Consider the following 26626-nt stretch of genomic DNA (forward strand, 5'->3'; position numbering starts at 1 on the left):
TTTTTTCCTGGTAAAAAGAATGGAGTGTAAAAAATACAGATTACGCTAAATAAACAATAGAATAAGTCTAATATGAACTGGGAAAAGTGATTGCCTTAATTAGCCCATTTCTTTATATAAAATACTTTTTATATTTTTCCTGTTATTGGGAATATTATTCCCAATGGATGAATAGGAGGATTGTTAATGAAGTTGATGAGGCATTCAAGGGGATTACTAGTATTGATGATGTTTCTGTCTTGGTTTTTCCTTCCTTTAATCGGGAAAGATGCTGTAAAAAGATTTTTGCCAGCAGGGTTATTTATAGCTTTGATTGTCACCATAGAAGATATAATTGCAAAAAAGCGAAAATGGTGGTGGTGGTACGAAAAAATTCATCCAAAGCTATCTGGCATTGTTCCTTTTTTATGGGGCCCATTTTTTATTGGTTCCTTGTGGATTTAAAAATGGACTTACGGCAAATACTTCAGATACATTTTAATAAATTTAGTGGTTGATTCGATCTTCGTCTATTTCTTGGTAGATTGGTTAAAAAAATTAGGAATTGCTTCGTTAGTTCGATTAAAAAAGTATCAACTATCATTGTTATTCTTTTTTAAATCCTTACTTTTATATGGCTTTCAGTTTGTAAAGGAAAGAAAATCATTAAAAAAAAATAGTGATAACACTCTTGTCTAATGGCTAGATACTAACGTATTGTTAGTAGAACAAAGCCTTTTTGTGACTACATTAAAGACATCACTACTTAGAATTGAAAGCAATATCGTTAAATAGTTCAGCTATTTATGAAGGAAAATGACCATTTTAAAGTAATAAACGACAAGAACAAAGAAATTAGCTATAGTGTTAGTTGATTTTCTCGGATAATAAACCGATTAGTACATATTAGAGGTAACTTAGGGGGATGGTTACTGTATTATCTCTACTTGGGGGTTACTTATGATAGTACATGGTTGGCTGGAACAGCCCCCGATGGGATCAAATCGTGATGAATTAATAGGAAAATGTGTTCTCTTTAACTTATTGGGATCGAAATATTTCTGTCCCATCATCGTTTATTTTTAACAAGTTTTTTTCCTTCATTGTACTTTCAGACTTTTAGTTTATTGCTGTGAGTCAACATATTAAGTGATTTCAGCATCTATTTCCTTAAAAAGACTAAAAATCGGGTGTTGTCTATTAGCATAATATTAATCATTGTTGTGATAGCTTATATTATTTGAAAAAAACGACCGTAATATCAATAATCTTCTCTATTGTTGGAAAAGCTATGGAAGTGCGAACAGATGCACTAACTAGAGAATTACTTAACATGAAGGAGGATTATAATGGGGATTTTATCTGGAAATCCAAAGGAAGAGCCCTTACACTATGGGGAAGTTTTTGATATTTGGGCTTCCCTATTGGCCGGAAACAGTATGACAGCAGGTTACCAAACGATGTTGAATCATGCTGGTGATGGGGATTTAAAGAAGTTATTAGTCGAAGCTATTGAAACTTGTCAGGAAGAAAAAAAACAGCTAGAAGAAATTCTGAAAGAAAATGGTGTCGCTACACCACCAGCTGCTCCCGAACCTCTTGAAGCATGTTTAGAGGATATTCCAGTTGGAGCAAAAATTCCAGATCCTGCAATAGCAGCTACACTTTCTGCTGATATTGCTGCGGGCTTAGTTACCTGCAGCCAAATAATTGGAAAATCCATCAGAGAAGACGTTGCTGCTATGTATGGTCAATTTCATACCAAAAAGGCAGCTCTTGGAGCAAAAGTTCTTCGCTTAAATAAAGAAAAAGGCTGGCTTATTCCACCGCCATTACATCTTAATAAACATGGTGATTGTTAATTCTCAAACACGGTTAGTACTAGCCGTGTTTTTTTATTTTCTAGCTAACAAGCTATTCACGAATTGACGCTGGGGTCGATGAGAGGATGTATGTACATAAAAGATAGTATTGTTTAATAACTTAGTCTCTGTTTTGTTTACTTTTGTTGAAGAGGAGGAAATGAATAAAAAAGGTTTATTACAATAATGAAAAAGAAAAGGAGTTTTGTATCATGTATTTTTGAGTAAAGTTGTGGATCCAAAAGGCATATTCATATAATCTTTAAACAGACTAGAAAAAGTTACCGGTTGTTTCTGCTCTTAAAATATATAACAATGATATAGCAAGATAGCAGTCAACCAAACAGGGAGGAACATCATGAGAAAAACTAAACTATTATTATCACTAACTATGAGTATCGCGATAATCATTTCTGTTATGGGGATGAAACCAACTGTTTTAAAAGCTCAGACAACTGGACATGATCCAGTAATCTATGTTCATGGAACTGGCGGCAGCAGTACAAACTTTCTTGCGATAAAAAATTATTTGCTTAAGCAAGGCTGGTCTTCTGATGAATTATTCGCAATTGAATTAATTGATAAAACAGGCAACAGCTTGACGAATGCTAAGCAGCTTGAATCATATGTAGATAAAGTGTTAAAGGAAACGGGAAAAAACAAAGTAGATATTATCGGTCACAGTGCTGGTGGAATCAATACCCTTAAGTATATCCAAAATACGGGCGGAACGAAGGTAAATGATGTGATTACATTGGGATCTCCAAACAAATTCATTACGTCAAAAGCACCTGTGGGAAAAGATCCTAATCATAAAATCCTTTATACTTCTATTTACAGCAAAAATGATTATTTAGTTCCTAATATGCTCTCAAAATTGGAAGGCGCTAAAAACATACAAATAAGCGGTGTTGGCCATTTAGGATTAGTAGTAAATAGTAAGGTAAATGAGTTAATTAAAGAAGCTTTAAATGGTGGGGGAAAAAACACCAATTAAGATAAGAATAATAAAGAGCCCTTCGATGTTTAGTATAAGCATGGAAGGGCTCTTTTATTATGGAAAAATTAAATTTGGGGTTAGCAGTGGTACGATTTTATCCCAATTTGGTGTCGCGTTTGGTGCTTTTGTTGGAGCTATGATTACTACATTATGTGGTTCCTTCTCTAGCCTCATTATTTATTTTTCTAATAAATGTGATGGTATCAAAACAGTTATTTTTGGGTCTATGGGAAGCTTAGCATCATCTAGTTGGACAAAAGTCCCTATTATGGCAGTAGTCATTATGCTAGGGTGCATTTTGTTTCTTTTTCAATATCGCGTGTTAAACACAAGGCTACTTTGGGATGAATCTACTATTACTTTGGGAATTGATTTAAGCGTTTTCCGTAAATCTTACATGATTGCTACTGCTCTGGTTACAGGAACATTGGTTGCATATGCAGGAATGTTTGGTTTTGTTGGGCTTATTATTCCCCATATATGTAGAAGTGTTTTTGGGGAAGATTATAAACGTTAATGCTAGGAACATTTCTAGTAGGAGGCTTGCTTTTAATTTGAGCGGATATTCTACCAAAGAACATTAATACATAATGTTGAATTGCCTATAGGAATCATTATATTTGTCATTGGATCACCGCTATTTATCTACAGGAAGCAAACGTTATATGAAAACAAAGAATTTAAAATGGAAAATCTAGTGGAAAATCTCCCGTTTTTTAGTAATAACATGTTACAATATACTTCATTTAAAAAAAATGGAAATTTTGATTATAATTTATATATCAATTATTTATAGGAAATTGTTGAGGGGAATATCTACATGTCGAAAAAAAAAGGAACTATTCCGTGGTCCCAAGAGAACTATTACGGAAGAATAATTGATTGGATTGTGGAAGAACTAGACAAAGTAAATTTACGAGTACAAGGTAATATAAAGCATATAAAAGAAACCGATCTGACACTCCTACTTCGTGTGCCAACAAACGAGGATAATTATTATTTTAAGGCAGTTGGTTCAGTACTAAAGTTTGAGGCAGCCCTAAGCAAGGAATTATATAGGAAATGCCCTGAAAGAACAGGTGATATACTAGCTATAAATGAAACAGAAGGATGGCTATTGATGAAGGATTTTAAAGGCCAGCCCTTACAAAAAGATAAAAAACTTTGGCAAAAAGCTATAGGGGATTATGCTGAACTTCAAATTTCACAAATCGGTAACGTGGATAAGTTTTTACAGATTGGGGTTCCTGATCGAAGAATGCCTATTCTTAAAGAGGAAATCAACCAGTATTTAGAAGAAATGTGTCTAACAGGGTTAAGCAAGGAAGAAACTAATCAGATACTTTCACTCTTGCCAATATTACTTGAGATGTGTGATGAAATGGCATCCAATATACCAGCTTCAATTGAACATGGGGACCTTCATACAAACAATATTAGAATTGTGGAAAATAAATTTGTATTCTTTGACTGGGGTGACGCATCAATTTCACATCCCTTCTTCAGTACCCGAGTTTTCTGGCATGCGCTTGATAACTTAATTTCATCAGAAACTGAATGGTTGGGTATGGTAGAAGAATTTCGTCCATATTACCTGGAACCTTGGACCAGATTTGGGTCAATGAAAGAGATTGATAAAACTCTTCGGATTTCTGATGAGCTAGCATGTATTCAAAGAGCGCTAAGCTGGCATTTATATATCACACCAAATAGACAAGATAAATCTGATTCTAATCATAAACCTTCGCAATGGCTTCGGTTATTACTTGAACATCGTACTTTATTAGGAAAGTAATGCACTTTGAACTTCAATGAGATACACCACTGAGAACCATATCATAAATAATGAATGAATCCTCCAACAAAGGTACTTTAGTTGAGGATTATTTAAATAACTTAAACTACTATATTATTAACTTAGAATTTTGCGAAATAAATTAATAATCAACTTCACTATTTTATGAACAACTATTGATATATATCCGAAAGGGAGAAATTTAAATCCATCTATATTAATTCTTGATCAAGCTACTTCAGCTTGAGATACTGAAACCGAAGCAGCTATACAAAGAGCATCCACTGAATTGTCACAAAGAAGAACTATCTTAGTCATCGCCAGCTGGTTTGCGACATAAAAATTGCTGATTGTATTCTAGTGATTCCGGAAGCAGGCATACAGAAACAGGGAACTTATAAAGAATTAATTCAAATAGGAGGGACATACACTAGACTTCGTCATACTCAGTTTCGTGTCGACTAAAAATTTTACCGTTAACGTAAGATTGATATGGATCCAGTTTTGGATAATATCTTGCCAACCAACTATAAAATAAAGGAAAAAAGTGTAATCACCAAAAGAGATTACGCTTTTTTCCTTTAACAAGACTTTTTGTCTGGTAATAAGACGTCCCTTTTTGTTTTCATTATTTACGGTCGGCATCTTCTTTAAATTTTCCTGCTGTTTCCTGCATTTTTCCTTTCAGCTTATCTTTTTTACCATCAGCTTGCATACTCGTATCGCCTTTCGCGTTACCAATCTGATCCTTTACTTCGCCTTTTACTTTTGATACACCACTTTTTACTTTATCTGCGATACTATGTTTATTTTCTGCCATGATTGATCACTCCTCATTTTATGTTATGTTTAATTTGTACCCTGTTGTTTTTTTCGTTAAACGTTCGGCTGATTGATTTAGTGATAAAGGTAGAGCATATATAGATGATTAACAAATTCCAACATCAATCATACAAACAAACTCTCATAATACATCCACTGAAACATGATTTTTTGAGGGTCTTGGAGACCAAAATTAAAAATTGCTTGAATTCAAATGTTTTGATTTTTATTTTATAGGTAATGTATAATTAAAGTGACAGAAAACTGATTTTTCTGTAATAATTTATTACAAGAGGTGTTTATTCAATGAGTAAAGTTGCAGTTATTACAGGTTCAGCCGGTGGTTTAGGTCGTGGTATTGCAGAACGTTTACTTAAAGATGGTTTCAAAGTAGTAATACATGATATCAATCAAGAGTTATTGAATGCCACTCTAGAAGAAATGAAATCTCAAAATGCTGATGTAATTGGTGTTGTGGGAGATGTTTCAAAGCGAGAAGATCAGTTTAATCTTGTCCAAAAAGCAGTAGACGCATTTGGACGTTTAGATGTATTTGTTAACAATGCAGGTGTTGATGCAGTTAAACCTTTCTTGGAAATTGAAGAAAATGAATTAAACCGCCTATTTAACATCAATGTAAATGGTGTAGTTTTTGGTACACAAGCTGCTGCTAAACAATTTATAGCGCAAGGCTCAAAAGGTAAAGTCATAAACGCTTGCAGTATAGCAGGTCATGAATCTTTTGAAATGTTAGGTACTTATTCTGCTACAAAACATGCAGTACGTTCATTTACACATTCTGCTGCGAAAGAGCTTGCCAAATATCAAATTACTGTTAATGCTTATTGTCCAGGGATTGCGAAAACAAAAATGTGGGATCGAATTGATGAAGAAATGGTACGTTATAGTAATGGTGCTTTACAACCAGGTGAAGCATTTGCTCAGTATAGTGCAGATATTGCGTTACAGCGTTATCAAACACCAAGAGATGTAGCGAACTTAGTATCATTTTTAGCTTCTGATGATGCCGATTATATTACAGGACAAGCAATCTTAACAGATGGTGGCTTAGTTTATCGTTAATTTTCTAAAGTTTATTGGAGGCTGCTGTGTCTGTAAATGCAGACTGCAGCTTTCAAATTCATTTTTTAGCTGCTTTCTACTTATTCTTTGTTGTTTCTACGCTTGTTATTATTGATACCATTCTTTTCAAACCAACTTTCAAACGGTTGTCTACATTCTAAATATCAGCAAAACAGGAAATAGTCTATTGGCGCCTTTCTAGATAACGCTAATAGAGCCAAAAACCGTTCCTTTATCCCCAAATAAAATCTTCATTTTATCTCGCTTTCTATTACAAATACAAAATAGATTAGGAGAAAAAGAATTTAGCTCAAAAAAAGCCAATCCACCAATTATTTTTTTGTATCCGTATTTTCTTATTACTAGAAAGATTCAATCAACAGTCACTTTATTTAATATGAGTTTTCAGTACCTTTATCAGGAGAAGAAGTGAATTAAATCTAAGAATAAGCTTTTTTCTTCAGTATCCCAAGCCACTGTCATAGTAAAACATTGTTTTATGAACTAAAGCTCCCAAATTATATCTAAGAATTGGATAAAAATCCTTTTCTATCATTTACACAGTTATTTATTAGCGAAAAAGGAAGAAATTTGGGAATCTATGTTAAAATAGATATGGAAGGTTAAATTTTTCGAACAAGACATAAAGAGATTGGAGTTTTACAAAATGAAAAAAAGCAGTATATTTTTTGCAGCAACCTTGCTTGTTCTTTTATTAGCAGGTATGTCTGCATGTAGCAACACATCTGAAAGTGATTCATCGAACAACACTAATAATAAGCAGTCAGAAAGTGATTCATCGAATAACACTAATAATAAGCAGTCAGAAACTGATCAGAAAGCAGAAAACACAGACGTTTCTTCTCCGTCTAATGAAGCATCTGCAGATAGGACAGAAACTGCTGTAAATAGTAAGAATAGCAAGATGGACAAACCGGCGAGCGAAGAGAAATCGCAAGCAGTTGATAAAGTAGAAGGAAGAAAAGCAGAGTTTATCGCAAAGTTAGATAACATCCAAAAAGAAGTAGATGCTATGCCTGATAAGAAAGATTCAGATAAAGGGGTAACAAACGCGATGATTAACTACTATGGCGTATCCTATGAGAAGTATGATGAGGCTCTGAACGAGATTTATAGCATTTTAAAGGCAGAGTTATCACCAGAAGTAATGAATAATTTGAAAACAGATCAAGTGAAGTGGATTGAACAAAAGGAAGCGGCAGCAAAGGAAGAGAGATCAAAATATAGTGGCGGTACGTTTGAAAATGTTGCTAATTATATTTCTTTATACGAATCCACTAAGAAGAGATGCTATGAATTAGTGAATGAGTATATGGCAGATTAGCGGTCTTTATCATTCCATCTGGATACGACATTTATAGGCAGAATATGTCGGACGAAATGTCTCTAATTTTTATAAGATAGGAAGTGAAAGGAGGGATTCTATGGACTGGCTGGATAGAATGAATCATGTACTAGACTACATAGAAGCAAATCTAGAAGGAGAGATAGACTACAAAGAATTAGCCAAAATTGCGTACTGTTCTGAGTTTCATTTTTCGAGAATGTTTGCATCTATATCAGGATTTACTCTATCTGAATATATAAGACGAAGACGTTTAACGCTTGCTGCTTTTGAATTACAAAAAAGCGATAGGCGGATTATTGAAATTGCTCAATTATATGGTTATGAATCAGCTGATTCTTTTTCTCGTGCTTTTAAAAAACTACATGGAATAAAGCCCTCAGAATGCCGTTATCAAGGAACACAGCTAAAGGCCTTTCCAAAAATCTCCTTTCAAATCACTATGAAAGGAGACACAGAAATGGAATATCGAATCGAAAATATAGACTTTGAAGTAAGGATTGTTGGGAAAAGCAATTCGGTTCAAACAAGTAGAGCCTTTAAAACGATCCCGACCATCTGGAGCAAAGCGAAAAAAGATGGATTTATGCAGGAATTGATTGACCTGTCATGGGAAAATCCAAAGTGCTCATTGGAAGGGATTTTAGGTATATGTGGAAAAGAAGCCGCCATAATGGATGAGGAATTCAATTATTTTACGGGTGTCCGATATGAGGGAGAAGCAAAGAATGGGATGGAAAGCATCTTTATTCCTCCAGCAACATGGGCTGTTTTTCCCAATATCGTAGAAGCTTGGAAACGATTATATTCCGAATGGGTTCCTACCTCTGGATATGAGCTTGCCAATTTACCATGTATAGAATGTTATTATGGCCCAGGACATAAGCCGCGCCATGAACTCTGGGTGCCCATTATTCCTAAACCATCCAAGTAACTTTTAGAAAAACAGCCACTTATAAGAATGGCTGTTTTTCATTGAAAAGGAAGAGTTTTATTAATAGAAGAGTTAGTATAAGCTTACAGGTGAGTGCAGACTTACAAGGAAACGAACAATAATGGACTTAGAAGCCTAGAATAAAGAATTACAGCAAAAAGAAGCTGTATGGATGAATGGAAATGTATTAGTTATTGCAAATCATTAATACATTTCCATCTAAGTCTTTAAAGTTAAAATAAGCAAAATCACCAATTCGTTCTATCTCTTTCACAATAGTAATCCCTTTGTTTTTGATAAACTGATATGCTTCATCAATATCTTGAACAAAAAAGTTAAACAAAACATGCTCAGAGGGATTTAACTTAAAGCCTGGATCGAAAGTATGGTCGTCCAAAGTAATCCCCGTTTCTGAAGTAACTGGAATATTGTATACAGGCGATTCAACATTATTTTTATTGAAAGGAAGTCCGAGTAATTCACTATACCATTCAGCTGCCTTTTCAAGATTATCAACATGAATAAAAACATTATTTACTTTACAAGCAATAGGAGAAGAGAGTGAGTTCATTTATTTTCCACCTTTATATAGAATGTATGATAAAGATTCTATATAAGGGGAAAATATTCCTTTAAGATTCGAAAGATTTAGTAGCTTTTTTTGCTCATGTTAAAAGGACTGAAAAAGTCAATCAGTTTTTAGCTGGCTGCCTAATAGCTGCTTTTCTAATCAGTATTATCATAAATCGAACAAATAAAAAAGTTGTTGCGATGGAACCCAGGCTATAGAAAGAGGTCCAGGATTTTTTGTATTTAATTAAATTGGTTTTTCTTTCGATCCAATGTTCGGCAATCGCTATTGGAAGGCTAAACAATAAGCATTTAACCAAAATTCCCACTATACTTGAATTTCTTGTTACTTGATTATAATAGATACAAGTGACAGGAAAGAGAAGATAACTGAAAATCACACTGACATCAAATGTCTTTAAAAATTTTACAGGATAAGTTAGATAGCCCTTTTTTACTAACAGATTATCTAAAATAGAGGCGATATAACTTTTCAATAAGAAAATAATGAGCCAATCTTTTAGTGGCGGCTTTCGCAGTAAATTTAAAAACGAACCTATTCCAATTACAAATAGGACCCGTAACAGGAGCTTTTCTTGCTTGCGTTTCTTCACAGTAGTTTGCCCTTTCCTTTGCTTTTCTTTTAGTTTAACCAAAGAAGAAAGATTTCCTCTGCTTTTTTTAATGGGAATATGAGGATGGATGAATAAGCAAGATAGAAATTAGAAAAGCTCTGCTTCTTACACAGAGCTTTTTTCAAAATCTCCTTTAAGGATCGAATACATATATAAATCATCAAACTTTCCGCGTGTATACTCATAGTGCCTTAATAGGCCTTCTTTTAAGAAGCCGTGTTTTTCGACTAATTTTTGCGAGGCTGTATTGGCTGGTTCGATTAAGGCTTCGACTCTTTCCAAGCTAAGCTGTTGAAATCCATAGGCGAGAACAGCGTTGAGGGCTTCACCTGCGATTCCTTGTCCCCAATAGCTGCTGCTTAATTCATAGCCAATTTCTGCTTTATAATGCTTTGGCTGTCTATTCAGAAAGCCGCAGCTTCCTATAACGATGTTTTCCTTTTTCAATGTGATGCACCAGCGTATGCCAGTGCCTTTTTCCCAGATTGATTTGTACCAATTTATTTCTTCTAATACATCTTCTGCTGACTTGTAAGGTTCAAGCCCCATATGCTGCACTACCTCTTGATTCGATAAGTAGATAAACATATCTTTTGCATCTTCATCTCTTGCCTGTCTTAAATGCAAACGCTCTGTTTCTATGATGGGGAATGGCTGCTTCATTGACAATACTCCTTTTTTCTAAATACAATGGATAGGTATATACTTCAACAAGGAACAGATAATTCCTTCATTTGTCTTATAAAGAAGGGAAGAAGTCCGGCAGAATACATTTAGAATCACATATAGAAGAGGAAGTGAAACAATGGATTTGGAAACAGTTATGCAGGAACTAGAAGCACTAGGGAAAGAGAGAACGAAAAAGATTTATATGGGCAATGGGGCACAAGAGCCGGTTTTTGGGATTGCAACAGGTGCGATGAAGCCACTTTCTAGGATGATTAAGAAGGATCAAGCCTTGGCAGAAGAGCTATATGCAACGGGTAACTATGATGCCATGTATTTTGCAGGGGTTATTTGTGATCCAAAGAGCATGACAGAGGAAGATTTTGAGCGGTGGATTGATGCAGCCTATTTTTACATGATTTCCGATTTTATAGTAGCCGTTTCTTTAGCGGAAACTGACTTTGCCCAAGATGTTGCTGATAAGTGGATCGAAAGCGGAGAAGAATTTCGCATGTCAGCCGGATGGAGCTGTTATTGCTGGCTGTTAGGAAACCGCAAGGACGAGGAATTTAGTGAAACTAAGCTGGCGAGTATGCTGAATCAAGTAGAAAATACGATTCATCAAGCTCCAGATATTGTAAAATCATCTATGAATAATTTTATCGCTACTGTAGCCATTTCCTATGTTTCCTTACATGAAATGGCAGTAGAAACGGCTAGAGCAGTAGGTCCAGTGGAAATCAAGAAAGGCAAGAAAAAAAGCACGACCTCAATTATATCAGACAGAATTCAAAAAGAGCTGGACAGAGGAATGCTAGGATTTAAAAGGAAATATGTAAGATGTTAAGAAAAAGGTCAAATTCCTTCATGCTCACAGGGAATTTGGCCTTATGTTGTAGCCCTTTGTAATCATGCAAAACCTTTTCTAAACCAGAAGGCAAATTTCTTAGTCATATATAAAACGAGAAAGTCGATGCTGACAGCAAGCCACCAATGCCAGTTTAGATCATGTATAAGATTGCTATTTTTCTCTACTAAAAACATAAAAAGATGTATGCCATTGCTAAAGATTAAGTAATAGAGGAAAATTTTTAGCCAATGTTTCTTTTCCGGATAATAGAGAAGAAACAGAACAGCGAAAGTTGGCAATACAATGTAGTAGAGGGAGAAACTCATTTTTGTTGCATGCGAAAATTCTCTATATGGAAATCTCACCAAGTCCATAGATACTTGTATATGTGTAAAAATCCAAGCTGTTGCATGGGCGAATAAAAAAACAATTTGAAAATATCTTTTTCTCTCTTTTGGAATAATGCGAATGAGTAAAATCAAACAGACAACCCATGAAATAATTAAAATAATTAGTTCCTTATTCATTCTTTTTCAGTTCCTTCTTAAACCAACTATAGTAAGTATGGTTAATATACAATGTGACCATAACACTTAGTAGCGTATAAGATCCGTGCCAACTAAGATAGTCCACGAGTTCGGTGTAGCGCTCTATCACTACTTCAAGACAAGTGAAGAATCCAGCAAAGAGAAAATAATAGAAGAATTTGCCTGTTTTTTTTAATTTTTTGGGGAAATATAAACTAAACATAATCGCTGTCACTGGGAAAAGAAAGAATTCAAACGTAAAGCTAGACCGGTTAAATTTGTTTGCGGAGGAGAAAAGTTGAACAGGGTAGTCAATCATATTCCATTCCACAGCAAGTAATCCGGCAGGCCAAGTGATAATCTGCAGAGATAAAAATATCACCCACGCTTCTCTCGTTTTCTGTTTGGGAACAAGTAAGAAAATGGCAAGGATACTGATTACAATAATTCCTACTAAAATCCATCTTTCCATATTCATGGGAATTTCACCTGCTCAAATAGATAGTTATCCATAGTATTGCCGCTGGGACAGAAATTATCCAGAAAAATATAAAGGAAGACTTCTAGATATTCTACCTATTAACAAAGGGAGGCAGGTGGAGAGCAACGTCCACTGGCAGATAGAGAAGTGCGGGAAGGGAGAATAGCAGCAAACAAATTTATTGCTTACGTTCTCTGTCTTGCTCATAATGCTTCCAAACATAATAAATGCACCAAAATACAATCGGCAAAGATAAGGGAATAAAACTCTTTTCTGGTGGAAGAAAGAGAATAAGCACAATTCCTAGTATCAAAAAGGGAGGCATTAATAGCCAATACTTCTTATCTATGTTCATTTGTATCAATCCAAATAGCTTGTTTATACATATACGCTCCCGTGGATGAGAAAGTTTCCTTTCGTTATGAAACTTTCCCCCAGAATTGAAAAAATGCTGTTTTTTCTATAGCCAAATTGTCAAGACTGCATATGATAAAGTGGATGGACAACCAATAACTTGCCAGCTAGGAACGCGAAAAGCTCTGCTCATTTCATCCTGAGCAGAGTTTTTTTAGCAAAAAATTAATAAGCAATCTGTTTATGATTAATTTGGATAGATATTTTATCTGGAACTTCTTTTTTTGTTTGTTCCAGATTGGAGACGGAGGAAGTTTGGAGGCGATGGGAATCTGGTGGACCAATGACAACAGATTCCTTCAGCGCAGAAAAAGCATTGGCAACCTTTTCTGAATCCACTCCATATGCTGCTTCAAAAACTTCTGGTGGAGTTAAGCGTAATGTATCGGAGCCTTCCGCACTTTCAAATTGGTCATTATTAAAGAAGAGATGTAAATGCAATTTCTCTGTCGTCGGCTGAATCCAATGCCACCATGCCATTGGAATAAATACGACATCCCCGACCTTTGCATGGTAATGATGAAGTTTTCTTGTATCTGGATCGACAATCGAAATCATTGCTTCACCGGATACAATGACATCTAATTCCCAAGCGTTTGGATGCCAATGCGGCTCCCGCATATGTCCTTTTGTTAAAAATAAATCGACAAAGGCTCCGCCAATCATGGCTGGTAATTGTGTAGACGTAACTTTATAGGCAATGTTTTCTGGATTTCTTTCAAAAAATACATTATCACGAGTGTTATAAATAAGATTAGGAGTGCCACTCGATGAATGAATATTCGTGTTATCAGGAATATAGCCTGACTTTGACATGTGTTTTCCTCCAATACATAATTTTAAGGAATAGATCCTATTTTTTAATATGCACATGGAATGACGATGGTGTTAAGGAGAGAAAGAAAAGAGGAAGAAAAAATGGAAGATGCCATAATAGGCTTCTCCCATTTTTTCAGGCTTAATTATTTAAATCCATAAGGCCTGATGCATGCTCATTTGGCATATCTGGCAGTTCTGGAACTGGATAGCCTTGCGGTGGTGGAACGACATTTAAATCACCATTATTTCGGCTAGGGGTTGTGCCTTGAAAAATCTCACCGATTCTCGTATCGTCTAGGCGGAAATTAAATTGGGCATTGTGGAAGCCCATTTCTACATATTTACGACATTCAGGATATTTATTAATATCGTAGTTTGGAACTGGCAGAATTTTCCCCCAATTTACTCCTAATGTTTCTAATGCTTTGGCAAAAGCATTTTGATGAGCATTATCACGAACGATTAAAAAGGCAATCGTTTCTCTTAATGTCTTATTATCGCTCATTTCATAAATTCTTGATTTTTGAAGTACACCTGTTGATTCTAACATCACATTATTGAGAAGATTAGCAACGAGGTTTCCATGATCATACACCCAAGAACCATTCCATGGATTTCCGCCTGCATCGACAGGAAGAGAAGCTTTTGCACCGATTATATAATGGTGAGGGTTTGCCCCGCCTTTAATGACATCATCTAAAGGAGCTCCATCACTTGCCATATTTCCTGGCATGCTACCACCAGAATCGTTTAGAAGCTGATTGATAGTGGATTGTACAAGCTCTACATGGCTAAGCTCTTCCAAGAATACGCCGCGGATAAGATCACGATACTGTTTTGCTTTTCCACGGAAGTTAGCGCTTTGAAAAGAGAACTGCATTAGTGTTCTCATTTCTCCAAACTGTCCGCCTAATGCCTCCTGCAATACTTTTGCTGCATTTGGATCTGGTTTGTCAGGGACGATCATATTGATTAAATCTTCTTTATAAAAATACATACATCATCTAGCTCCTTTTTGATAATCTGCATATCGCTTTTATGATTCCAAAAGTAGCTGAATCTATTCTGAACTAGGGAGAGTTGGGAATTTTTTGATAGGAAAAAATGATGATTTTTGTTAGAGTGAAGGAAGCATTAGCTAATGGAGGGGAAAACATGAACAGATTAGTCGTCATGACAGTGGGCATGACACATAGCGGAAAGTCCACTTTTGCGCAAACGTTAAAAAGCAGACTTGAAAACGCGATTGTCATTGATCAAGATAATCATGCAGAATTTTTGCAGACCTATTATGAAAAGCTTTTGCCAAAGAAGGGGCCTAATCTTATTAAGCATGCTCTCACAAAAACAATTGTTGATTATGCCGTCCATCACTCTGACTGCCATCTTATTTTGAGTAATAGCAATCGCGATCGTGAAAGTCGGGCAGAACTGCTTCCATATTATAAAACACTTGGTTTCACGACGATTCTTGTCCATTTTGATCTGCCGATAGAGCTGCTAAAGGAGAGAATAGTTAAAAGTAAGCGGGATAAATTACGTTTAAGAACAGCGGCTACTTACGAAGAGGTTCTTGAGCGTCAGCATAAACAAACAGGGGGAGATCCAGCAGAAGGGGAAGCGGATCATTTATTTAGAGTAAAGCAGGAAGCAGATATCCCAGTTATAAGGGATTTGATTGTTAGTATATTTAAGTAGGCTAAAAAATTGATTCCTGAGATAAATGGAGTCCATTGTTCATGACCATTAATCTCAGGATTTTATTTAAGGCAACTTAAAAAACGGCATTTTCCTTAAATAAATAGTAAGATAATAGCTTTTCTGTATTTGCTTTTAATTCTGTATTAGCAAATCGGTGAACTTCGTGATAGTTGGCTACATAGTAATGATACTCGGTAAAGTTTTTATCCATATTGCCTTTTAGTAGTTTTATTTTCTTTCTATACATTTTTTCTCTGAAGCCTTTTAAATCATCTTGGACTTTTTTCATCGTATGTTCGATTAAGTTTAGATAGACTTGATTAAGTTTAAAGGGAGTTGTTTTTGCTTGCTGGTAATCTCTTTCTAAAACAGTTAGTAAGAGAGGCAAATATATGAGATGTTCCAGTATTTTTATGTCTTCCTTTGATAGTCTATTCATGGTGATTTCCTTTAAATTATAGGCGTTCCACATCGATTAATAGATGGAATGGAATGTAGTGAATAACATTGGTTTCGTCCTCTATCCGAAGTTCTTTTTTTAAGTAGTCAATAAAAACAGTTCTGCCAATGAGTGTTTCGATAAATCCATTTTTAAATAATGAAAATTGCAGGAATAAATGGTATTCCATTCCCTCGTGAATAAGCAAATCGATATCATTTAATTTTTCTTGATCCAATTCTGGTTTTTTTATTTTTTTCTCATTTAATAGCTCTTCTTTCACAGCAGCAACATGTTCTGGCAGCATCATTGCTACCCATTTTTTTGTTCCACGGTCTTTAATCATGCAAACACACTCCTTATATTATTATAATAAAACGAACAGACGTTCTTTTCAATACTTTTTTGAGAACATTTGTTCGTTTTATAATATGCGCATAATGATGATATATATGTGAAGTTAGGGAAAAAAATCGTAGCGTATAGAAAACCACTGATGAGGTGAATACGTATAAAGCGAGGGAGATCGAAGAGAGAAGGGGGTTTTCGGTGATTCGCTAAAAAACGTGGAGGAGCTGATTATATGTTTGCCTATCAATTTGTTTCCATTCCCGTTAAAGGATTGAGTGGAATACTCCAAATGGATTATCAACCAATTTGTTCATGAATATGCAAGAAACGGTGGAGTAGTCTTTAACAATGGAGGTAGTTTTTGAAAAAGAAAGAAAAGAAGGGGAAGGCAGTGAGCCAACCCTTTTCCTTTTTATTTAATAGGTCTTTCAAGTGTCAATAATTCGTCTTCAAGAGAGCTGGCTCTTTCTTCCACGATTTTTCTTGCATCTTTTACTCCAGCATTATAAAAATGGGGAGCAAGAGACTCTTTCACAAAGTCTAACAACCGTTCGGCAGCAAATTCCGAGATTTCTTCTTCTCGCTCTTGAGAAAAGAAGTATTGAATGTCTGCAATCATCGCATTTTGCTGTTCTCTAGTTAATTTATAAAACATGGTATCCCGTCCTTTATTTTGAGTTTTCCCATTCTTCACGCAGCAAACCATAGATAACATGGTCAACATAATGGTCATAAAGCCATTCTGCTTGTCTGATAATGCCTTCTTCTGTAAATCCAAGTCTTTCTGGAAGTGCTCTGCTTTTTTTGTTTTCGCTTGCTGCTGCAATTTGAATACGATTAAGCTTTAATTCAGTGAAGCCATAATGGATGATCGCTTGGCATGCTTTTGTCATAATTCCCTTTCCCTGATATTCTTCTCCTAACCAATAGCCAATTTCGCCAATCTTACTCGTACGGTTAATCTCATTGAAGCCGATGGTTCCAGCAATTTTTCCTTTATAGAGAATGGCGGTGGATTTTGGATAGCCACCAGTTTCCAGCATTCCTTGAAGTCTTTGCCGAATATTTTCTTTTGTGTCTTCCACTGTTCGCGTATAATCAAGCCAGCCGAGCCATTTCTTTAAATAAGCTTTATTTTTCATTGTTAATTGAAAAAATTCTTCGGCATCGTCTAAACGGAACACTCGTAGTGCTAAATTTTCGTCAATTGTATGTTCAAACATATGTATCCCTCCGCGGTTAGATTATGTATATTCTTTCATTGATTTGTAGGAGAAGATACACTGCTTGCAGCAGATGCATTCTTCCCATCCACTCAATATGCAATGAATGTGCTTGGAAAAGAAAGAGGATGGGAACCATATACGCGAGAAACTTTTGATGCAGCTCGTAGTGAAACTGGTGCTTTATATGTCGGAGATCCGCGTACAGTCGCAGATAAAATTATTGCTCTGCGCAAAAATGTAGGAATCACACGTTTTATGCTTCATGTTCCTGTTGGCAGCATGCCACACGACCAAGTGATGCGTTCAATCGAATTGCTTGGAACAGAAGTTGCCCCAATTGTCCGTAAAGAAATTGCCGAATGGGAAAATAATAACTAAAAAGATAAGGACTGCTCGTTAAGAAGCAGTCCTTATCTTTTTATCGGAGATGATAAATTTTTGAAACCAGTAATTAAGAAAAGAGAGGCCATATGCAATTAAGAATAAATGAATGGATGTGAATTTTTTTAATTTATAAAAGCCTGCTTTTTGAAAAAAGGAATTTAGTGGAAACGCAAAAATAAGATCCATGATTAAGTTTACTAGTGTGTACACAAGGAATCTTTTATATGTGAAATGAAATATCCCAATATTAATGGCGGCGAAAGGTCCGAATATAAACCCTAATGCGTCTGCGACCAATGATTTTAATCCGCCTTTTACCTCCCACCATTTAAAGATAAGCGATAAGAGCGTTTCAACTAAAAGGATAGAAGCAGAGAAAAAAGTAACCGGAAGAAATTTTTTAACTGCTGATTTAGGAAGAAAAAACAAGCTTCCCCAACTAATCAGAACCATACAAATTCTTAAAATAACAATCGACATTGGATTCCATCCCCATTTTGAAATTTTCCTAAATATGAATCATTTTTAGTTTTCGTCTATTTAATAATTTTATTCTCAGTAGAAGTCGGGGAATTTGGAGAATAAAGTCTGATTTGGCAAAGGGAATGGAAAGGAACAGTAGACAATAAAAAATCCATCATTAATTAATGATGGATTGGCAGTAAGGACAGGTGATATCAGTTAACTGTTTAAATTCAATTCGTTTAAAGTCTGATTTTTTAAAGGTGGAGTATGATTTATACTTTGATCCACACATACAATAATTTTTGTCCTTTACAACATGTCTAAGACAAGGCTTTTCATCCGTTACTACAGTTGGGTAAAACATTAACATTCCTCTTTTCTAATTTTATAAGGCAAATTAGACAGGAAGATTTATTAACAAGATATACGATAATCTTGGCAACCCGGCTACCATAGCATTTTTGCTTTAGGCCCGTGGCTTTGCGTCTTTTACTTTCGTAAAATTTGCCCAAATTTAATTCTACCATGTTCCTCTGTTAATTCAAGGTATAAAGTCATGATTTTTTAATATTTTTGTAAAAAAAATGAGTTTATAGACCTATTTATTGTCAAATAAGGAAATATAGACGAGCGTCAATACTAATTTCAGATATATATTCGATTATATTCATGAATGTGGCAGGAAAAAAGAGATGGATTTTTTGGTATACCGCCAAAAGCGGCAGGGAACGGGATGAATTGCCGCTATATCAGCCAACCTGCAGGATATATCAGCCAAAGTGGAGGGGAAATCAGCCAACCTGCAGGGTATATCAGCCAAAGTAGAGGGGAAATCAGCCAACCTGCAGAAATATCAGCCAAAGTGGAGAGGAAATCAGCCAACCTGCAGGGTATATCAGCCAAAGTGGAGAGGAAATCAGCCAACCTGCAGGATATCAGCCAAAGCGGAGGGGAAATCAGCCAACCTGCAGGATATATCAGCCAAAGCGGAGAGGAAATCAGCCAACCTGCAGGATATATCAGCCAAAGCGGAGAGGAAATCAGCCAACCTGCAGGATATATCAGCCAAACCAAATAAAACCCCAACAAAAAGCCGAGTAGCAACCCAACCAGGACGCGCTTTCTTTATAATTACGCCAAAAAGGATTTCTTCTCGAGCTTATTTATTAGCTTATAATATTTAATTAAAATAAATAATAAGAACGGATTAATAAGAAAGGAGTAGGAGAGTTTCCACCAGCCATAATGAAAGTATCCCCATGGGGAGGGGAGTAAAGTAAGCCATTCGTATCCTACAATGATAAAATTCCATAGGAAAATAAACAAAATTTTGTTTAGAATTCGCTTTTTTATCGGATAAAGATTTAGGAAAATAATATTTACTGGCGGTACTAAAAATAAAATATGAATAATGGATTCCCAATCTACTTCTGTTTTACTAAAGTACCAGTAGGCATGGTATCCAATATCTATATATAAGTCAAAAAGCTGCTGAAATGCAATCGTGAAGATCCATATATGTAAGATTTGATTTACTGTTAACTTTTTATTTGTTTTATAAGCAATCAAGTTAAATAAAAAGACAGAGAGTAATAATCCAAGCATAACATCCTCCTGGAAGTAATTAGATAGTTATACTATTTACTTACTTTGATTAGATTATCCTATATATGTTTTTTTACATTTCTTCTTCTGTAAATATATCTTTTAACATTTTCTCCCGATATTGCAAAAAGTATTTAGTAATCTGATAATGTTCTGTATCCTCGTATGCTATTTCTTCGATTTGGTCCCCGTCGAAGCTTAGAATTGTTGCACTTGGATACCCTAATAGAATTGGAGAATGGGTGGCAATAATAAATTGGCATTCTTCCGTTTCAGCTAAATCATGGAGGATGCGGAGAAAGCTTAATTGCCGCTGCGGGGATAGCGCAGCCTCGGGCTCATCCAGCAAGTAAATGGCTTCCCCTCTAAAACGATGGAGAAAGAGGGATAAGAAGGATTCGCCATGAGATTGCTGCAATAAGGACTTTCCGCCATAGCTCGCGAATTTTTTTTTAATATCGAACTCATCTAGTTGATCAATATGGGTGGCAAATTGATAAAAAGATTCGGCCCGCAGAAAGAATCCATTGGTGAGCTTAGTCGGAGACCAAGATAGCTGCAGATATTCTCCTAAATCCGATTGAGAAGCATGAATATCATAACTGTTATTTCTTCCGCCGCCTGCTGTGTTAAATTGACATTGATAGGCAATTGCCTCAAGCAAGGTCGACTTTCCAGAACCATTTTCCCCTACAAAAAAAGTCACTTTATTTTGAAAATCAAGGGAGCTGAAATGGCTAATAGCAGGGATGGTAAAAGGATAGCCACTTTTTGATGGGATATTTTCTTTTTTTAAGCGAATTTGCTTTAACATTTGATGCACCTCATTTTTTTTATTTTTTATGACCGCCAAGCAGCTGTGCGCGCTGCAAGGCTGTACCGCCAGAAGTGTAGGAAACAGCACGTAAGAGGGCAGTTGATCCATAGCGATTTCGAATAGTATCGACAACATATCCAAGCTTTCTTTTTTTCCAGCCGCCTGTATCAAATAAATCTAATTGCATTTCATCATCATTCTCTAATTTTGTAATAGAAACAGAAATTTGTCTAACGGTTTGTCCTCGGTGATTTTCATGAAACAATTCAAGACAAACTTGATAAATAATCATGGTTACATTAGTCGGATTTTCGATTGTTCGTGAGCGCTGGAAACCGCCGCCAAATTCATCTTTGCTGTAAGAAATGCCTAATGTAACCGTGCGTCCTGCATGGTGATTACTTCGTGCTCTTTTGGCAACATCTTCGCACATTTCAAGAAGAACCGATTTGATTTCATCAATCTCTTTATAATCCCGTAATAAAATTTGACTTTTCCCATAGCTGATTTGTCCCTGCATAATAGGTGCGCCAATTTCCGATAAATCAATGCCCCAAGCATGATGGTAAAGTTGATTGCCCATAATTCCCAATTTTTTCTCTAGTAAGCCTAAATCATAGTGTGCAAGTTGACCAACAGAGAATATTCCCATATTATTTAATGTCTTTTCCGTTCGCTTCCCAATCCCCCACATATCGCGTAAAGGGGAGATAGGCCATAATTTATCTGGAATGTCTTCATAAGTCCATCTGCTTATACCACCTTCTGCCTTTTTGGCTTCTAAATCGAGACAAAGCTTTGCCATAAGCATATTTGGGCCGATGCCGATCGTTGAAGGCAGCCCAAACTCACGCATAATATCGGCTTTTATTTTTTGTGCTATTTGGAAAGGTGTGCCCAAGCTTTTTTCCATTCCACTGACATCCAGAAAGCTTTCATCGACAGAATAGGTATGGACAGCAGTAACAGGGACATAACGAAAAAATAATTTCGTTATTTCCGTTGACACCCGAATAAATAGTTCCATTTTGGGATTACTTACGAGAATTCTTGGATCATCTGGTATTTCAAAAAGGCGGGAGCCAGTCTTTATCTTAAAATCCTTCTTCATAGCAGGAGATGCCGCAAGTACGACACTGCCCTTTTGATCGGTATTGCCGACAACAACTAGATGACAGGTTAGAGGGTCTAAACCTTTAGTGACCGCTATAATACTCGCATAAAAACTTTTCATATCGACGCAAAGAATCGCTCTATTGGGCAATTGGTCATAATCAAACACGGTAATGCTCCTTTTTTTAATCATTTTGTATGTTTACTAAGCTGTGAAAAGGAATAGAGTGCATATGATTATTCTTATCCTTGAATACGAAACTCTTGTTTTAGGTGGTTTTGCCATTTAAACGATCAATCGTTCCATTGTTAAAAATATCGTAGTGAAGCAAAAGCTTATTTTCGAGTCCTTCTAGTAAGAGTAGCTCCATTTCTGCATTTTATCTTTTTCTAAAATGAGAATTGTTATTTTTTCCGGTTACTCTAAAATCTCTTTTATACTTTGAAACATGCTCCGGCAGCAGCGATGTCCATTTAATCGAGCCTCGATTGCGTATTCATCATCTCCTTAATGGTTTCATCATATCAGAACAAACGTTCGTAAACAAGGAAGGGAACAAGAAAAATAAGAGGTAAAAGAAGGAAATGAAATATTAGAGAATAAAAATTTTACGTATCCAAAATAAGTAAAAAAACTTTCAACGTCTATAAAACAAGAATTGACAACAAGAAATTATCGTGCTAATATTTTGTTAATTCAAAATCGAATAAAAACTCTTATATAGAGAGGTGGAGGGACTGGCCCGTCGAAGCCTCAGCAACCATTCTTTTTAAAGAAAAGGTGCTAATTCCAGCAAAGCTATTATGCTTTGAAAGATAAGAGGGGGATAAGGATACAAGGTGAAACCTCTCTTTTTTTTAAAGGGAGGTTTTTTATTTTTGCACAGGACAATTGAATAGCGCAAATAGGTGCTGTGAATGAAGTATTCATAGCTTAAAAGGGAAGACCGGTTAGAATCCGGCACGGTCCCGCCACTGTAAGGAGGAGCAATTTCTCAATATCCACTGTCTTTTTTAGATGGGAAGGGGAGAAAGAGTGATGATTCTAAGTCAGGAGACCTGCCTATTTTGTAAGTAAGCTACTCTACGTGGATATAGAGGAGGGAGACCATGTGTTGGGATAAAGCGTATCTCAACTCTAGTTAGTGCTGGACTAAAATGAGAGAAAATCTCATAAGAGTCTGACTCCACTGTTTATCCAAGAAGCAAGAAAGTAGGAAGCTTCTGAAGAGAATGTGGATGTCAGACTCTTTTTTTACTAACTTTTGGCTGAGAAAAAATAAGAAATGGGGAAAAGAAATGTACAAAAGTTCTAATTTAGGCTATCCGAGAATTGGAGAAAAGCGAGAATGGAAAAAAGCATTGGAACGTTATTGGAAGGGAGAGTGTTCCGAAGAAGAGCTTTTACAAGAAACGAAAAACCTTCGATTGAAAAACTTACAAAAGCAAAAGCTTCAAGGAATTGACTTGATTCCAGTTGGTGATTTTAGTTTCTATGACCATGTATTAGATACGGCTGCAATGTTTGGGCAAGTGCCAGCTAGATTTGCTTATGATGGGGGCAGGGTCCCGTTACAAACTTATTTTCAGATAGCTCGCGGAAATCCGACTGCTGTAGCAGCAGCCATGAAAAAATGGTTTAACACAAATTATCACTATATCGTGCCAGAGCTTGGGGAGAGAACACCAACATTAACGGAGAATCGCCCGCTGTTTTTTTATCGAGAAGCAAAAGAAGCATTAGGAATCGAGGGGAAACCAGTATTATTAGGACCGCTGACCTTTGTGAAATTAGCAAAAGGCTATGAAGAAGATAAGCTTGCAGAAACAGTGGCATCCTATCTTCCTTTATATGCGCAGGTTTTAAAAGAGCTAGAAGCAGAAGGGGTACAATGGCTTCAAATTGATGAACCATATTTAGTAACAGATGTCACAGCAAGAGAATGGGAGATTACGCAGCAAATATATCAAACATTGCGAGAAGCGGCTCCAAACTTAAAAATAATTCTACAAACCTATTTTGATTCTGTAACAGATTATAAAACAATTGTTTCGTTGCCTGTTGCAGGAATCGGTTTAGATTTCGTTCATGATGATGGAGAGAATTTAGCATCTATCCAGCAATACGGATTTCCCCAAGATAAAATCCTAGCGGCAGGCATTATTGATGGTAGAAATGTATGGAGAGCTAATTTAGAGGAAAAATGGAATCTGCTTACAGAGATACAGAAAGCGGTCGGAAGTGATAAGTTAATTATTCAGCCGTCATCAAGCTTACTTCATGTACCGGTAACAGTGAAGGAAGAGCAAATTGCTCCCATTTTAAAAGAGGCACTTTCTTTTGCAGATGAAAAACTGCAAGAATTAAATGCATTAACAAAAGGAATTAGAAATGGAAAAGCAGTCATTCAAGCAGAAATCAATAAAAGCGTAGAAGCAATCGGTCAATTGAATGCCTCCTCAGCAAGAAATAATCAACACCTTCAAGAAGAATTAAAATGGCTTCCTGATAAAGTGGAAAGAAGTGAAAATGCAAAAATCAGACAGCAAGCACAACAAGAAGCTTTTAAACTCCCAATTCTTCCAACCACCACAATCGGAAGTTTTCCGCAGACAAAGGAAGTACGAAAAGAACGCTTGAGATGGCGAAAAGGAGAAATAACGAATGAGGAGTACGAGACTTTTATTCAAGCAGAAATAAAAAAATGGATGGAAATACAAGAAGACTTGGGATTAGATGTATTGGTACATGGAGAATTCGAACGAACCGATATGGTTGAATATTTTGGCGAAAAACTAGCTGGTTTTCAGTTTACAACATTTGGCTGGGTTCAATCCTATGGTTCCCGCTGTGTGAAGCCGCCTATTATATATGGAGATGTTGCTTATGTGAATCCAATGACGGTGAAAGAAACGGTTTATGCCCAAAGCCTGACGAATAAGCCTGTGAAAGGAATGCTGACAGGGCCCATTACTATTTTAAACTGGTCTTTTGTAAGAGATGATATTTCACGAGCAGAAGTTGCCAAACAAATTGCCTTCAGCCTTAAAAATGAAGTAGAGGAGCTGGAGAAAAACGATATACGCATGATCCAAGTAGATGAACCGGCACTTCGTGAAGGGCTGCCATTGAAAAAAGAAAAGTGGCAGGGCTATTTAAATACTGCCGTCTATTCTTTTAAACTTGCTACCACTTTTGTGGAAAAGGAAACACAAATTCATACCCATATGTGTTATTCGAATTTTGAAGACATTATCGATGCTATTGATGCCCTCGATGTGGATGTCATTTCTATTGAAACTTCGAGAAGTCACGGTGAATTTATTCAAACATTTGCAAATAAAACATATGAGAAAGGAATTGGCCTTGGTGTATATGATATACATAGTCCTAGAGTGCCAACAAAAGAAGAAATAACGCAAACAATCGGAAACTCCTTAGGTGTTTTGGATCCACAATTATTCTGGATTAATCCTGATTGCGGCTTGAAGACTAGAAATGAAGAAGAAACGATTCGTGCACTTGAAGTAATGGTAGAGGCAGCGAAAGAAACCAGAGAAAAGCTATTTGTGCAAAAACAGTAATTGATCGTAAAAACTTGTAACCTTGGTTGCAAGTTTTTTTGCATTCCCATTAAAAATGTCCAAGGCTTGCCACAAAGTTTTTTTCAAAAAGCTGAATAAAATGGTCATTTCATGTATAATATTAGTGGCTTTAAGTAATGACAGATAGATAAGCGCCTAAATACAGTAACTAAAAGTTGAAGAAGTACCGTGTTTTTATCTATAATAAATAAGTTGAATGTATAAGCAGAAAGAGAGTGTTCATAATGGGTCGTAAATGGAACAATATTAAAGACAAAAAAGCTTCAAAAGATGCAAATACTAGTCGGATTTATGCAAAATTCGGACGTGAAATTTATGTAGCGGCTAAACAAGGGGAACCAGATCCAGAATCTAACCAAGCATTAAAAGTTGTACTAGAGCGTGCAAAAACATATAGTGTACCAAAACACATTATTGATCGTGCGATTGAAAAAGCAAAAGGCGGTTCCGAAGAAACATATGACGAGCTTCGCTATGAAGGCTTTGGCCCTAACGGTTCGATGGTAATCGTTGATGCTTTAACAAATAACGTAAACAGAACTGCTTCAGATGTTCGTGCGGCATTTGGCAAAAATGGCGGAAACATGGGAGTAAGTGGATCTGTTTCTTATATGTTTGATGCAACAGCTGTTATCGGTGTAGAAGGAAAAACAGAAGAAGAAGCATTAGAGCTACTAATGGAAGCAGATGTAGATGTCCGTGATATCATGGAAGAAGAAGATTCTGTTATTGTATACGCAGAGCCAGATCAATTCCACGCTGTCCAAGAAGCATTTAAACAAGCTGGTGTAACAGAATTCACTGTAGCCGAGTTAACAATGCTTGCTCAAAACGATGTAACATTAGATCCAGAGGCACAGGCGCAATTTGAGAAAATGATTGATGCAATCGAAGATTTAGATGACGTGCAGCAAGTATACCACAATGTGGATTTAGGCGAGTAAGCTGGATAAGAATAAATGATAAAACCCCACTTATTGGATGGATGAGAGCCATCCAGAAAGTGGGGTTATTTGTTGTTAGAAGAAGTATATCCCCAGTCTATAAGTTGGGGGATTTTTAACTTATTCTGCAATCGCCAACCATTAGGTAGAATTTTTCCAATTCTCCCTTGAA

General features: G+C 36.1%; 32 protein-coding genes, 2 pseudogenes and 3 riboswitches. Of the genes and pseudogenes, 16 read left to right on the forward strand and 18 right to left on the reverse strand.

Annotated features, from left to right (window positions below):
- The first annotated feature begins 186 nt into the window (after window positions 1–186).
- The 6 genes and pseudogenes from NSQ89_RS07655 to NSQ89_RS25335 form a co-directional block, all read left to right on the forward strand.
- Window positions 187–444 carry a hypothetical protein gene (locus NSQ89_RS07655; RefSeq protein WP_341132428.1) on the forward strand — a complete coding sequence of 86 codons (258 nt, stop codon included), beginning with the start codon at window positions 187–189 and terminating at the stop codon, window positions 442–444.
- Between the two features lie 884 nt (window positions 445–1328).
- A complete protein-coding gene (locus NSQ89_RS07660; protein ID WP_341132429.1) occupies window positions 1329–1841 on the forward strand; it encodes a DUF3231 family protein in 513 nt (170 codons plus the stop codon).
- Between the two features lie 358 nt (window positions 1842–2199).
- Entirely contained in the window at window positions 2200–2838 is a 639-nt protein-coding gene (locus tag NSQ89_RS07665; RefSeq protein ID WP_047940139.1) for an esterase/lipase family protein, read from the forward strand.
- Window positions 2839–2863: 25 nt separating this feature from the next.
- Complete coding sequence (locus tag NSQ89_RS07670) at window positions 2864–3358, forward strand: iron chelate uptake ABC transporter family permease subunit (protein ID WP_369988543.1); 495 nt, start codon at window positions 2864–2866, stop codon at window positions 3356–3358.
- 303 nt (window positions 3359–3661) lie between these two features.
- A complete protein-coding gene (locus NSQ89_RS07675) occupies window positions 3662–4636 on the forward strand; it encodes a phosphotransferase (RefSeq protein WP_341132430.1) in 975 nt (324 codons plus the stop codon).
- Window positions 4637–4841: 205 nt separating this feature from the next.
- Window positions 4842–5101 (forward strand): annotated as a pseudogene (locus NSQ89_RS25335) (multidrug ABC transporter ATP-binding protein); the annotation flags it as partial.
- Window positions 5102–5264: 163 nt separating this feature from the next.
- Here the strand turns inward: NSQ89_RS25335 and NSQ89_RS07680 are convergent.
- Window positions 5265–5456 (reverse strand): CsbD family protein, encoded by a 192-nt coding sequence (locus tag NSQ89_RS07680; RefSeq protein WP_047940141.1) that lies wholly within the window; start codon window positions 5454–5456, stop codon window positions 5265–5267.
- 308 nt (window positions 5457–5764) lie between these two features.
- Between NSQ89_RS07680 and NSQ89_RS07685 the strand changes: the two genes are divergently transcribed.
- The 4 genes from NSQ89_RS07685 (at window position 5765) to NSQ89_RS07700 (ending at window position 8841) form a co-directional block, all read left to right on the forward strand.
- Complete coding sequence (locus NSQ89_RS07685; protein ID WP_047940142.1) at window positions 5765–6541, forward strand: acetoin reductase; 777 nt, start codon at window positions 5765–5767, stop codon at window positions 6539–6541.
- Window positions 6542–6567: 26 nt separating this feature from the next.
- A complete protein-coding gene (locus NSQ89_RS07690) occupies window positions 6568–6702 on the forward strand; it encodes a hypothetical protein (protein ID WP_268874878.1) in 135 nt (44 codons plus the stop codon).
- A gap of 506 nt (window positions 6703–7208) precedes the next feature.
- The gene (locus tag NSQ89_RS07695; protein WP_341132431.1) at window positions 7209–7886 is read left to right on the forward strand and encodes a lysozyme inhibitor LprI family protein; all 678 of its coding nucleotides are present in this window, start codon (window positions 7209–7211) and stop codon (window positions 7884–7886) included.
- 100 nt (window positions 7887–7986) lie between these two features.
- The gene (locus NSQ89_RS07700) at window positions 7987–8841 is read left to right on the forward strand and encodes an AraC family transcriptional regulator (protein ID WP_095319982.1); all 855 of its coding nucleotides are present in this window, start codon (window positions 7987–7989) and stop codon (window positions 8839–8841) included.
- A 187-nt stretch (window positions 8842–9028) separates the two neighbouring features.
- Here the strand turns inward: NSQ89_RS07700 and NSQ89_RS07705 are convergent, their stop codons facing one another.
- The 3 genes from NSQ89_RS07705 to NSQ89_RS07715 form a co-directional block, all read right to left on the reverse strand.
- A complete protein-coding gene (locus NSQ89_RS07705; protein WP_095257481.1) occupies window positions 9029–9412 on the reverse strand; it encodes a VOC family protein in 384 nt (127 codons plus the stop codon).
- Window positions 9413–9533: 121 nt separating this feature from the next.
- Window positions 9534–10025 carry a CBO0543 family protein gene (locus NSQ89_RS07710; protein WP_341132432.1) on the reverse strand — a complete coding sequence of 164 codons (492 nt, stop codon included), beginning with the start codon at window positions 10023–10025 and terminating at the stop codon, window positions 9534–9536.
- 126 nt (window positions 10026–10151) lie between these two features.
- Entirely contained in the window at window positions 10152–10709 is a 558-nt protein-coding gene (locus NSQ89_RS07715; RefSeq protein WP_047940146.1) for a GNAT family N-acetyltransferase, read from the reverse strand.
- A 142-nt stretch (window positions 10710–10851) separates the two neighbouring features.
- Between NSQ89_RS07715 and NSQ89_RS07720 the strand changes: the two genes are divergently transcribed.
- Window positions 10852–11559 (forward strand): DNA alkylation repair protein, encoded by a 708-nt coding sequence (locus NSQ89_RS07720; RefSeq protein WP_047940147.1) that lies wholly within the window; start codon window positions 10852–10854, stop codon window positions 11557–11559.
- Window positions 11560–11621: 62 nt separating this feature from the next.
- On the opposite strand, the gene NSQ89_RS07725 is transcribed toward NSQ89_RS07720, so the two are convergent.
- From NSQ89_RS07725 to NSQ89_RS07745, 5 genes are all read right to left on the reverse strand, one after another.
- Window positions 11622–12089 carry a CBO0543 family protein gene (locus NSQ89_RS07725; RefSeq protein ID WP_047940148.1) on the reverse strand — a complete coding sequence of 156 codons (468 nt, stop codon included), beginning with the start codon at window positions 12087–12089 and terminating at the stop codon, window positions 11622–11624.
- Complete coding sequence (locus NSQ89_RS07730; protein WP_341132433.1) at window positions 12082–12567, reverse strand: CBO0543 family protein; 486 nt, start codon at window positions 12565–12567, stop codon at window positions 12082–12084. Before NSQ89_RS07730 ends, NSQ89_RS07725 begins: the two co-directional genes overlap by 8 nt.
- 181 nt (window positions 12568–12748) lie before the next feature.
- Entirely contained in the window at window positions 12749–12925 is a 177-nt protein-coding gene (locus NSQ89_RS07735) for a hypothetical protein (protein ID WP_162837567.1), read from the reverse strand.
- A 224-nt stretch (window positions 12926–13149) separates the two neighbouring features.
- A complete protein-coding gene (locus NSQ89_RS07740) occupies window positions 13150–13800 on the reverse strand; it encodes a cupin domain-containing protein (protein ID WP_047940150.1) in 651 nt (216 codons plus the stop codon).
- A 142-nt stretch (window positions 13801–13942) separates the two neighbouring features.
- The gene (locus NSQ89_RS07745) at window positions 13943–14800 is read right to left on the reverse strand and encodes a manganese catalase family protein (RefSeq protein ID WP_047940151.1); all 858 of its coding nucleotides are present in this window, start codon (window positions 14798–14800) and stop codon (window positions 13943–13945) included.
- 158 nt (window positions 14801–14958) lie between these two features.
- On the opposite strand from NSQ89_RS07745, the gene NSQ89_RS07750 reads away from it, so the two are divergent.
- Entirely contained in the window at window positions 14959–15501 is a 543-nt protein-coding gene (locus tag NSQ89_RS07750; RefSeq protein WP_095321356.1) for an ATP-binding protein, read from the forward strand.
- Between the two features lie 76 nt (window positions 15502–15577).
- Here NSQ89_RS07750 and NSQ89_RS07755 read toward each other — a convergent pair whose 3' ends face one another.
- From NSQ89_RS07755 to NSQ89_RS07770, 4 genes are all read right to left on the reverse strand, one after another.
- The gene (locus NSQ89_RS07755) at window positions 15578–15943 is read right to left on the reverse strand and encodes a hypothetical protein (protein WP_095321351.1); all 366 of its coding nucleotides are present in this window, start codon (window positions 15941–15943) and stop codon (window positions 15578–15580) included.
- 16 nt (window positions 15944–15959) lie between these two features.
- Window positions 15960–16289, reverse strand: a complete 330-nt coding sequence (locus NSQ89_RS07760; protein ID WP_047940153.1) for a YolD-like family protein — start codon at window positions 16287–16289, stop codon at window positions 15960–15962.
- 417 nt (window positions 16290–16706) lie between these two features.
- Window positions 16707–16949: a DUF2164 domain-containing protein gene (locus tag NSQ89_RS07765; protein WP_047940154.1), complete on the reverse strand. Its 243-nt coding sequence runs from the start codon at window positions 16947–16949 to the stop codon at window positions 16707–16709.
- Window positions 16950–16962: 13 nt separating this feature from the next.
- The gene (locus NSQ89_RS07770; RefSeq protein ID WP_047940155.1) at window positions 16963–17517 is read right to left on the reverse strand and encodes a GNAT family N-acetyltransferase; all 555 of its coding nucleotides are present in this window, start codon (window positions 17515–17517) and stop codon (window positions 16963–16965) included.
- Between the two features lie 42 nt (window positions 17518–17559).
- Here NSQ89_RS07770 and NSQ89_RS07775 point away from each other — a divergent pair.
- Window positions 17560–17898: pseudogene (locus NSQ89_RS07775) on the forward strand (LLM class flavin-dependent oxidoreductase); the annotation flags it as partial.
- An 18-nt stretch (window positions 17899–17916) separates the two neighbouring features.
- On the opposite strand, the gene NSQ89_RS07780 reads toward NSQ89_RS07775, so the two are convergent.
- Entirely contained in the window at window positions 17917–18384 is a 468-nt protein-coding gene (locus NSQ89_RS07780; protein WP_047940157.1) for a hypothetical protein, read from the reverse strand.
- A gap of 160 nt (window positions 18385–18544) precedes the next feature.
- Window positions 18545–18733, reverse strand: a complete 189-nt coding sequence (locus NSQ89_RS07785; RefSeq protein ID WP_141231309.1) for a hypothetical protein — start codon at window positions 18731–18733, stop codon at window positions 18545–18547.
- 70 nt (window positions 18734–18803) lie between these two features.
- Window positions 18804–18888: riboswitch (cyclic di-GMP riboswitch) on the reverse strand.
- A gap of 214 nt (window positions 18889–19102) precedes the next feature.
- On the opposite strand from NSQ89_RS07785, the gene NSQ89_RS07790 reads away from it, so the two are divergent.
- Complete coding sequence (locus NSQ89_RS07790) at window positions 19103–19447, forward strand: hypothetical protein (RefSeq protein ID WP_144546242.1); 345 nt, start codon at window positions 19103–19105, stop codon at window positions 19445–19447.
- A 53-nt stretch (window positions 19448–19500) separates the two neighbouring features.
- Here the strand turns inward: NSQ89_RS07790 and NSQ89_RS07795 are convergent, their stop codons facing one another.
- The 3 genes from NSQ89_RS07795 to NSQ89_RS07805 form a co-directional block, all read right to left on the reverse strand.
- Window positions 19501–19974 carry a hypothetical protein gene (locus NSQ89_RS07795; protein ID WP_047940159.1) on the reverse strand — a complete coding sequence of 158 codons (474 nt, stop codon included), beginning with the start codon at window positions 19972–19974 and terminating at the stop codon, window positions 19501–19503.
- A 73-nt stretch (window positions 19975–20047) separates the two neighbouring features.
- Window positions 20048–20788 (reverse strand): AAA family ATPase, encoded by a 741-nt coding sequence (locus tag NSQ89_RS07800; protein ID WP_095319989.1) that lies wholly within the window; start codon window positions 20786–20788, stop codon window positions 20048–20050.
- Window positions 20789–20807: 19 nt separating this feature from the next.
- Window positions 20808–22025: a Y-family DNA polymerase gene (locus tag NSQ89_RS07805; protein WP_369988621.1), complete on the reverse strand. Its 1218-nt coding sequence runs from the start codon at window positions 22023–22025 to the stop codon at window positions 20808–20810.
- A 593-nt stretch (window positions 22026–22618) separates the two neighbouring features.
- Window positions 22619–22727, forward strand: a riboswitch (SAM riboswitch).
- A 67-nt stretch (window positions 22728–22794) separates the two neighbouring features.
- Window positions 22795–22985: riboswitch (cobalamin riboswitch) on the forward strand.
- Between the two features lie 218 nt (window positions 22986–23203).
- On the opposite strand from NSQ89_RS07805, the gene metE reads away from it, so the two are divergent.
- Window positions 23204–25489 carry a 5-methyltetrahydropteroyltriglutamate--homocysteine S-methyltransferase gene (metE, locus tag NSQ89_RS07810; protein ID WP_047940284.1) on the forward strand — a complete coding sequence of 762 codons (2286 nt, stop codon included), beginning with the start codon at window positions 23204–23206 and terminating at the stop codon, window positions 25487–25489.
- Between the two features lie 245 nt (window positions 25490–25734).
- Window positions 25735–26454 (forward strand): YebC/PmpR family DNA-binding transcriptional regulator, encoded by a 720-nt coding sequence (locus tag NSQ89_RS07815; protein ID WP_047940162.1) that lies wholly within the window; start codon window positions 25735–25737, stop codon window positions 26452–26454.
- The last annotated feature ends 172 nt before the right edge of the window (window positions 26455–26626 follow it).

It is taken from the genome of Niallia sp. FSL R7-0648 (assembly GCF_038007005.1).
In the GTDB taxonomy this organism is placed as follows: Bacteria; Bacillota; Bacilli; order Bacillales; family Cytobacillaceae; genus Niallia; species Niallia circulans.

What these genes read in the sequence shown, in the direction of transcription:
- NSQ89_RS07655 (WP_341132428.1), top strand. Translation starts at nt 187, where the DNA reads ATGAAGTTGATGAGGCATTCAAGGGGATTACTAGTATTGATGATGTTT.
- NSQ89_RS07660 (WP_341132429.1), top strand. Translation starts at nt 1,329, where the DNA reads ATGGGGATTTTATCTGGAAATCCAAAGGAAGAGCCCTTACACTATGGG.
- NSQ89_RS07665 (WP_047940139.1), top strand. Translation starts at nt 2,200, where the DNA reads ATGAGAAAAACTAAACTATTATTATCACTAACTATGAGTATCGCGATA.
- NSQ89_RS07670 (WP_369988543.1), top strand. Translation starts at nt 2,864, where the DNA reads ATGTTTAGTATAAGCATGGAAGGGCTCTTTTATTATGGAAAAATTAAA.
- NSQ89_RS07675 (WP_341132430.1), top strand. Translation starts at nt 3,662, where the DNA reads ATGTCGAAAAAAAAAGGAACTATTCCGTGGTCCCAAGAGAACTATTAC.
- NSQ89_RS07680 (WP_047940141.1), bottom strand. Translation starts at nt 5,456, where the DNA reads ATGGCAGAAAATAAACATAGTATCGCAGATAAAGTAAAAAGTGGTGTA.
- NSQ89_RS07685 (WP_047940142.1), top strand. Translation starts at nt 5,765, where the DNA reads ATGAGTAAAGTTGCAGTTATTACAGGTTCAGCCGGTGGTTTAGGTCGT.
- NSQ89_RS07695 (WP_341132431.1), top strand. Translation starts at nt 7,209, where the DNA reads ATGAAAAAAAGCAGTATATTTTTTGCAGCAACCTTGCTTGTTCTTTTA.
- NSQ89_RS07700 (WP_095319982.1), top strand. Translation starts at nt 7,987, where the DNA reads ATGGACTGGCTGGATAGAATGAATCATGTACTAGACTACATAGAAGCA.
- NSQ89_RS07705 (WP_095257481.1), bottom strand. Translation starts at nt 9,412, where the DNA reads ATGAACTCACTCTCTTCTCCTATTGCTTGTAAAGTAAATAATGTTTTT.
- NSQ89_RS07715 (WP_047940146.1), bottom strand. Translation starts at nt 10,709, where the DNA reads ATGAAGCAGCCATTCCCCATCATAGAAACAGAGCGTTTGCATTTAAGA.
- NSQ89_RS07720 (WP_047940147.1), top strand. Translation starts at nt 10,852, where the DNA reads ATGGATTTGGAAACAGTTATGCAGGAACTAGAAGCACTAGGGAAAGAG.
- NSQ89_RS07725 (WP_047940148.1), bottom strand. Translation starts at nt 12,089, where the DNA reads ATGAATAAGGAACTAATTATTTTAATTATTTCATGGGTTGTCTGTTTG.
- NSQ89_RS07730 (WP_341132433.1), bottom strand. Translation starts at nt 12,567, where the DNA reads ATGAATATGGAAAGATGGATTTTAGTAGGAATTATTGTAATCAGTATC.
- NSQ89_RS07735 (WP_162837567.1), bottom strand. Translation starts at nt 12,925, where the DNA reads ATGAACATAGATAAGAAGTATTGGCTATTAATGCCTCCCTTTTTGATA.
- NSQ89_RS07740 (WP_047940150.1), bottom strand. Translation starts at nt 13,800, where the DNA reads ATGTCAAAGTCAGGCTATATTCCTGATAACACGAATATTCATTCATCG.
- NSQ89_RS07745 (WP_047940151.1), bottom strand. Translation starts at nt 14,800, where the DNA reads ATGTATTTTTATAAAGAAGATTTAATCAATATGATCGTCCCTGACAAA.
- NSQ89_RS07750 (WP_095321356.1), top strand. Translation starts at nt 14,959, where the DNA reads ATGAACAGATTAGTCGTCATGACAGTGGGCATGACACATAGCGGAAAG.
- NSQ89_RS07755 (WP_095321351.1), bottom strand. Translation starts at nt 15,943, where the DNA reads ATGAATAGACTATCAAAGGAAGACATAAAAATACTGGAACATCTCATA.
- NSQ89_RS07760 (WP_047940153.1), bottom strand. Translation starts at nt 16,289, where the DNA reads ATGATTAAAGACCGTGGAACAAAAAAATGGGTAGCAATGATGCTGCCA.
- NSQ89_RS07765 (WP_047940154.1), bottom strand. Translation starts at nt 16,949, where the DNA reads ATGTTTTATAAATTAACTAGAGAACAGCAAAATGCGATGATTGCAGAC.
- NSQ89_RS07770 (WP_047940155.1), bottom strand. Translation starts at nt 17,517, where the DNA reads ATGTTTGAACATACAATTGACGAAAATTTAGCACTACGAGTGTTCCGT.
- NSQ89_RS07780 (WP_047940157.1), bottom strand. Translation starts at nt 18,384, where the DNA reads ATGTCGATTGTTATTTTAAGAATTTGTATGGTTCTGATTAGTTGGGGA.
- NSQ89_RS07785 (WP_141231309.1), bottom strand. Translation starts at nt 18,733, where the DNA reads ATGTTTTACCCAACTGTAGTAACGGATGAAAAGCCTTGTCTTAGACAT.
- NSQ89_RS07790 (WP_144546242.1), top strand. Translation starts at nt 19,103, where the DNA reads ATGAATTGCCGCTATATCAGCCAACCTGCAGGATATATCAGCCAAAGT.
- NSQ89_RS07795 (WP_047940159.1), bottom strand. Translation starts at nt 19,974, where the DNA reads ATGCTTGGATTATTACTCTCTGTCTTTTTATTTAACTTGATTGCTTAT.
- NSQ89_RS07800 (WP_095319989.1), bottom strand. Translation starts at nt 20,788, where the DNA reads ATGTTAAAGCAAATTCGCTTAAAAAAAGAAAATATCCCATCAAAAAGT.
- NSQ89_RS07805 (WP_369988621.1), bottom strand. Translation starts at nt 22,025, where the DNA reads ATGAAAAGTTTTTATGCGAGTATTATAGCGGTCACTAAAGGTTTAGAC.
- metE (WP_047940284.1), top strand. Translation starts at nt 23,204, where the DNA reads ATGTACAAAAGTTCTAATTTAGGCTATCCGAGAATTGGAGAAAAGCGA.
- NSQ89_RS07815 (WP_047940162.1), top strand. Translation starts at nt 25,735, where the DNA reads ATGGGTCGTAAATGGAACAATATTAAAGACAAAAAAGCTTCAAAAGAT.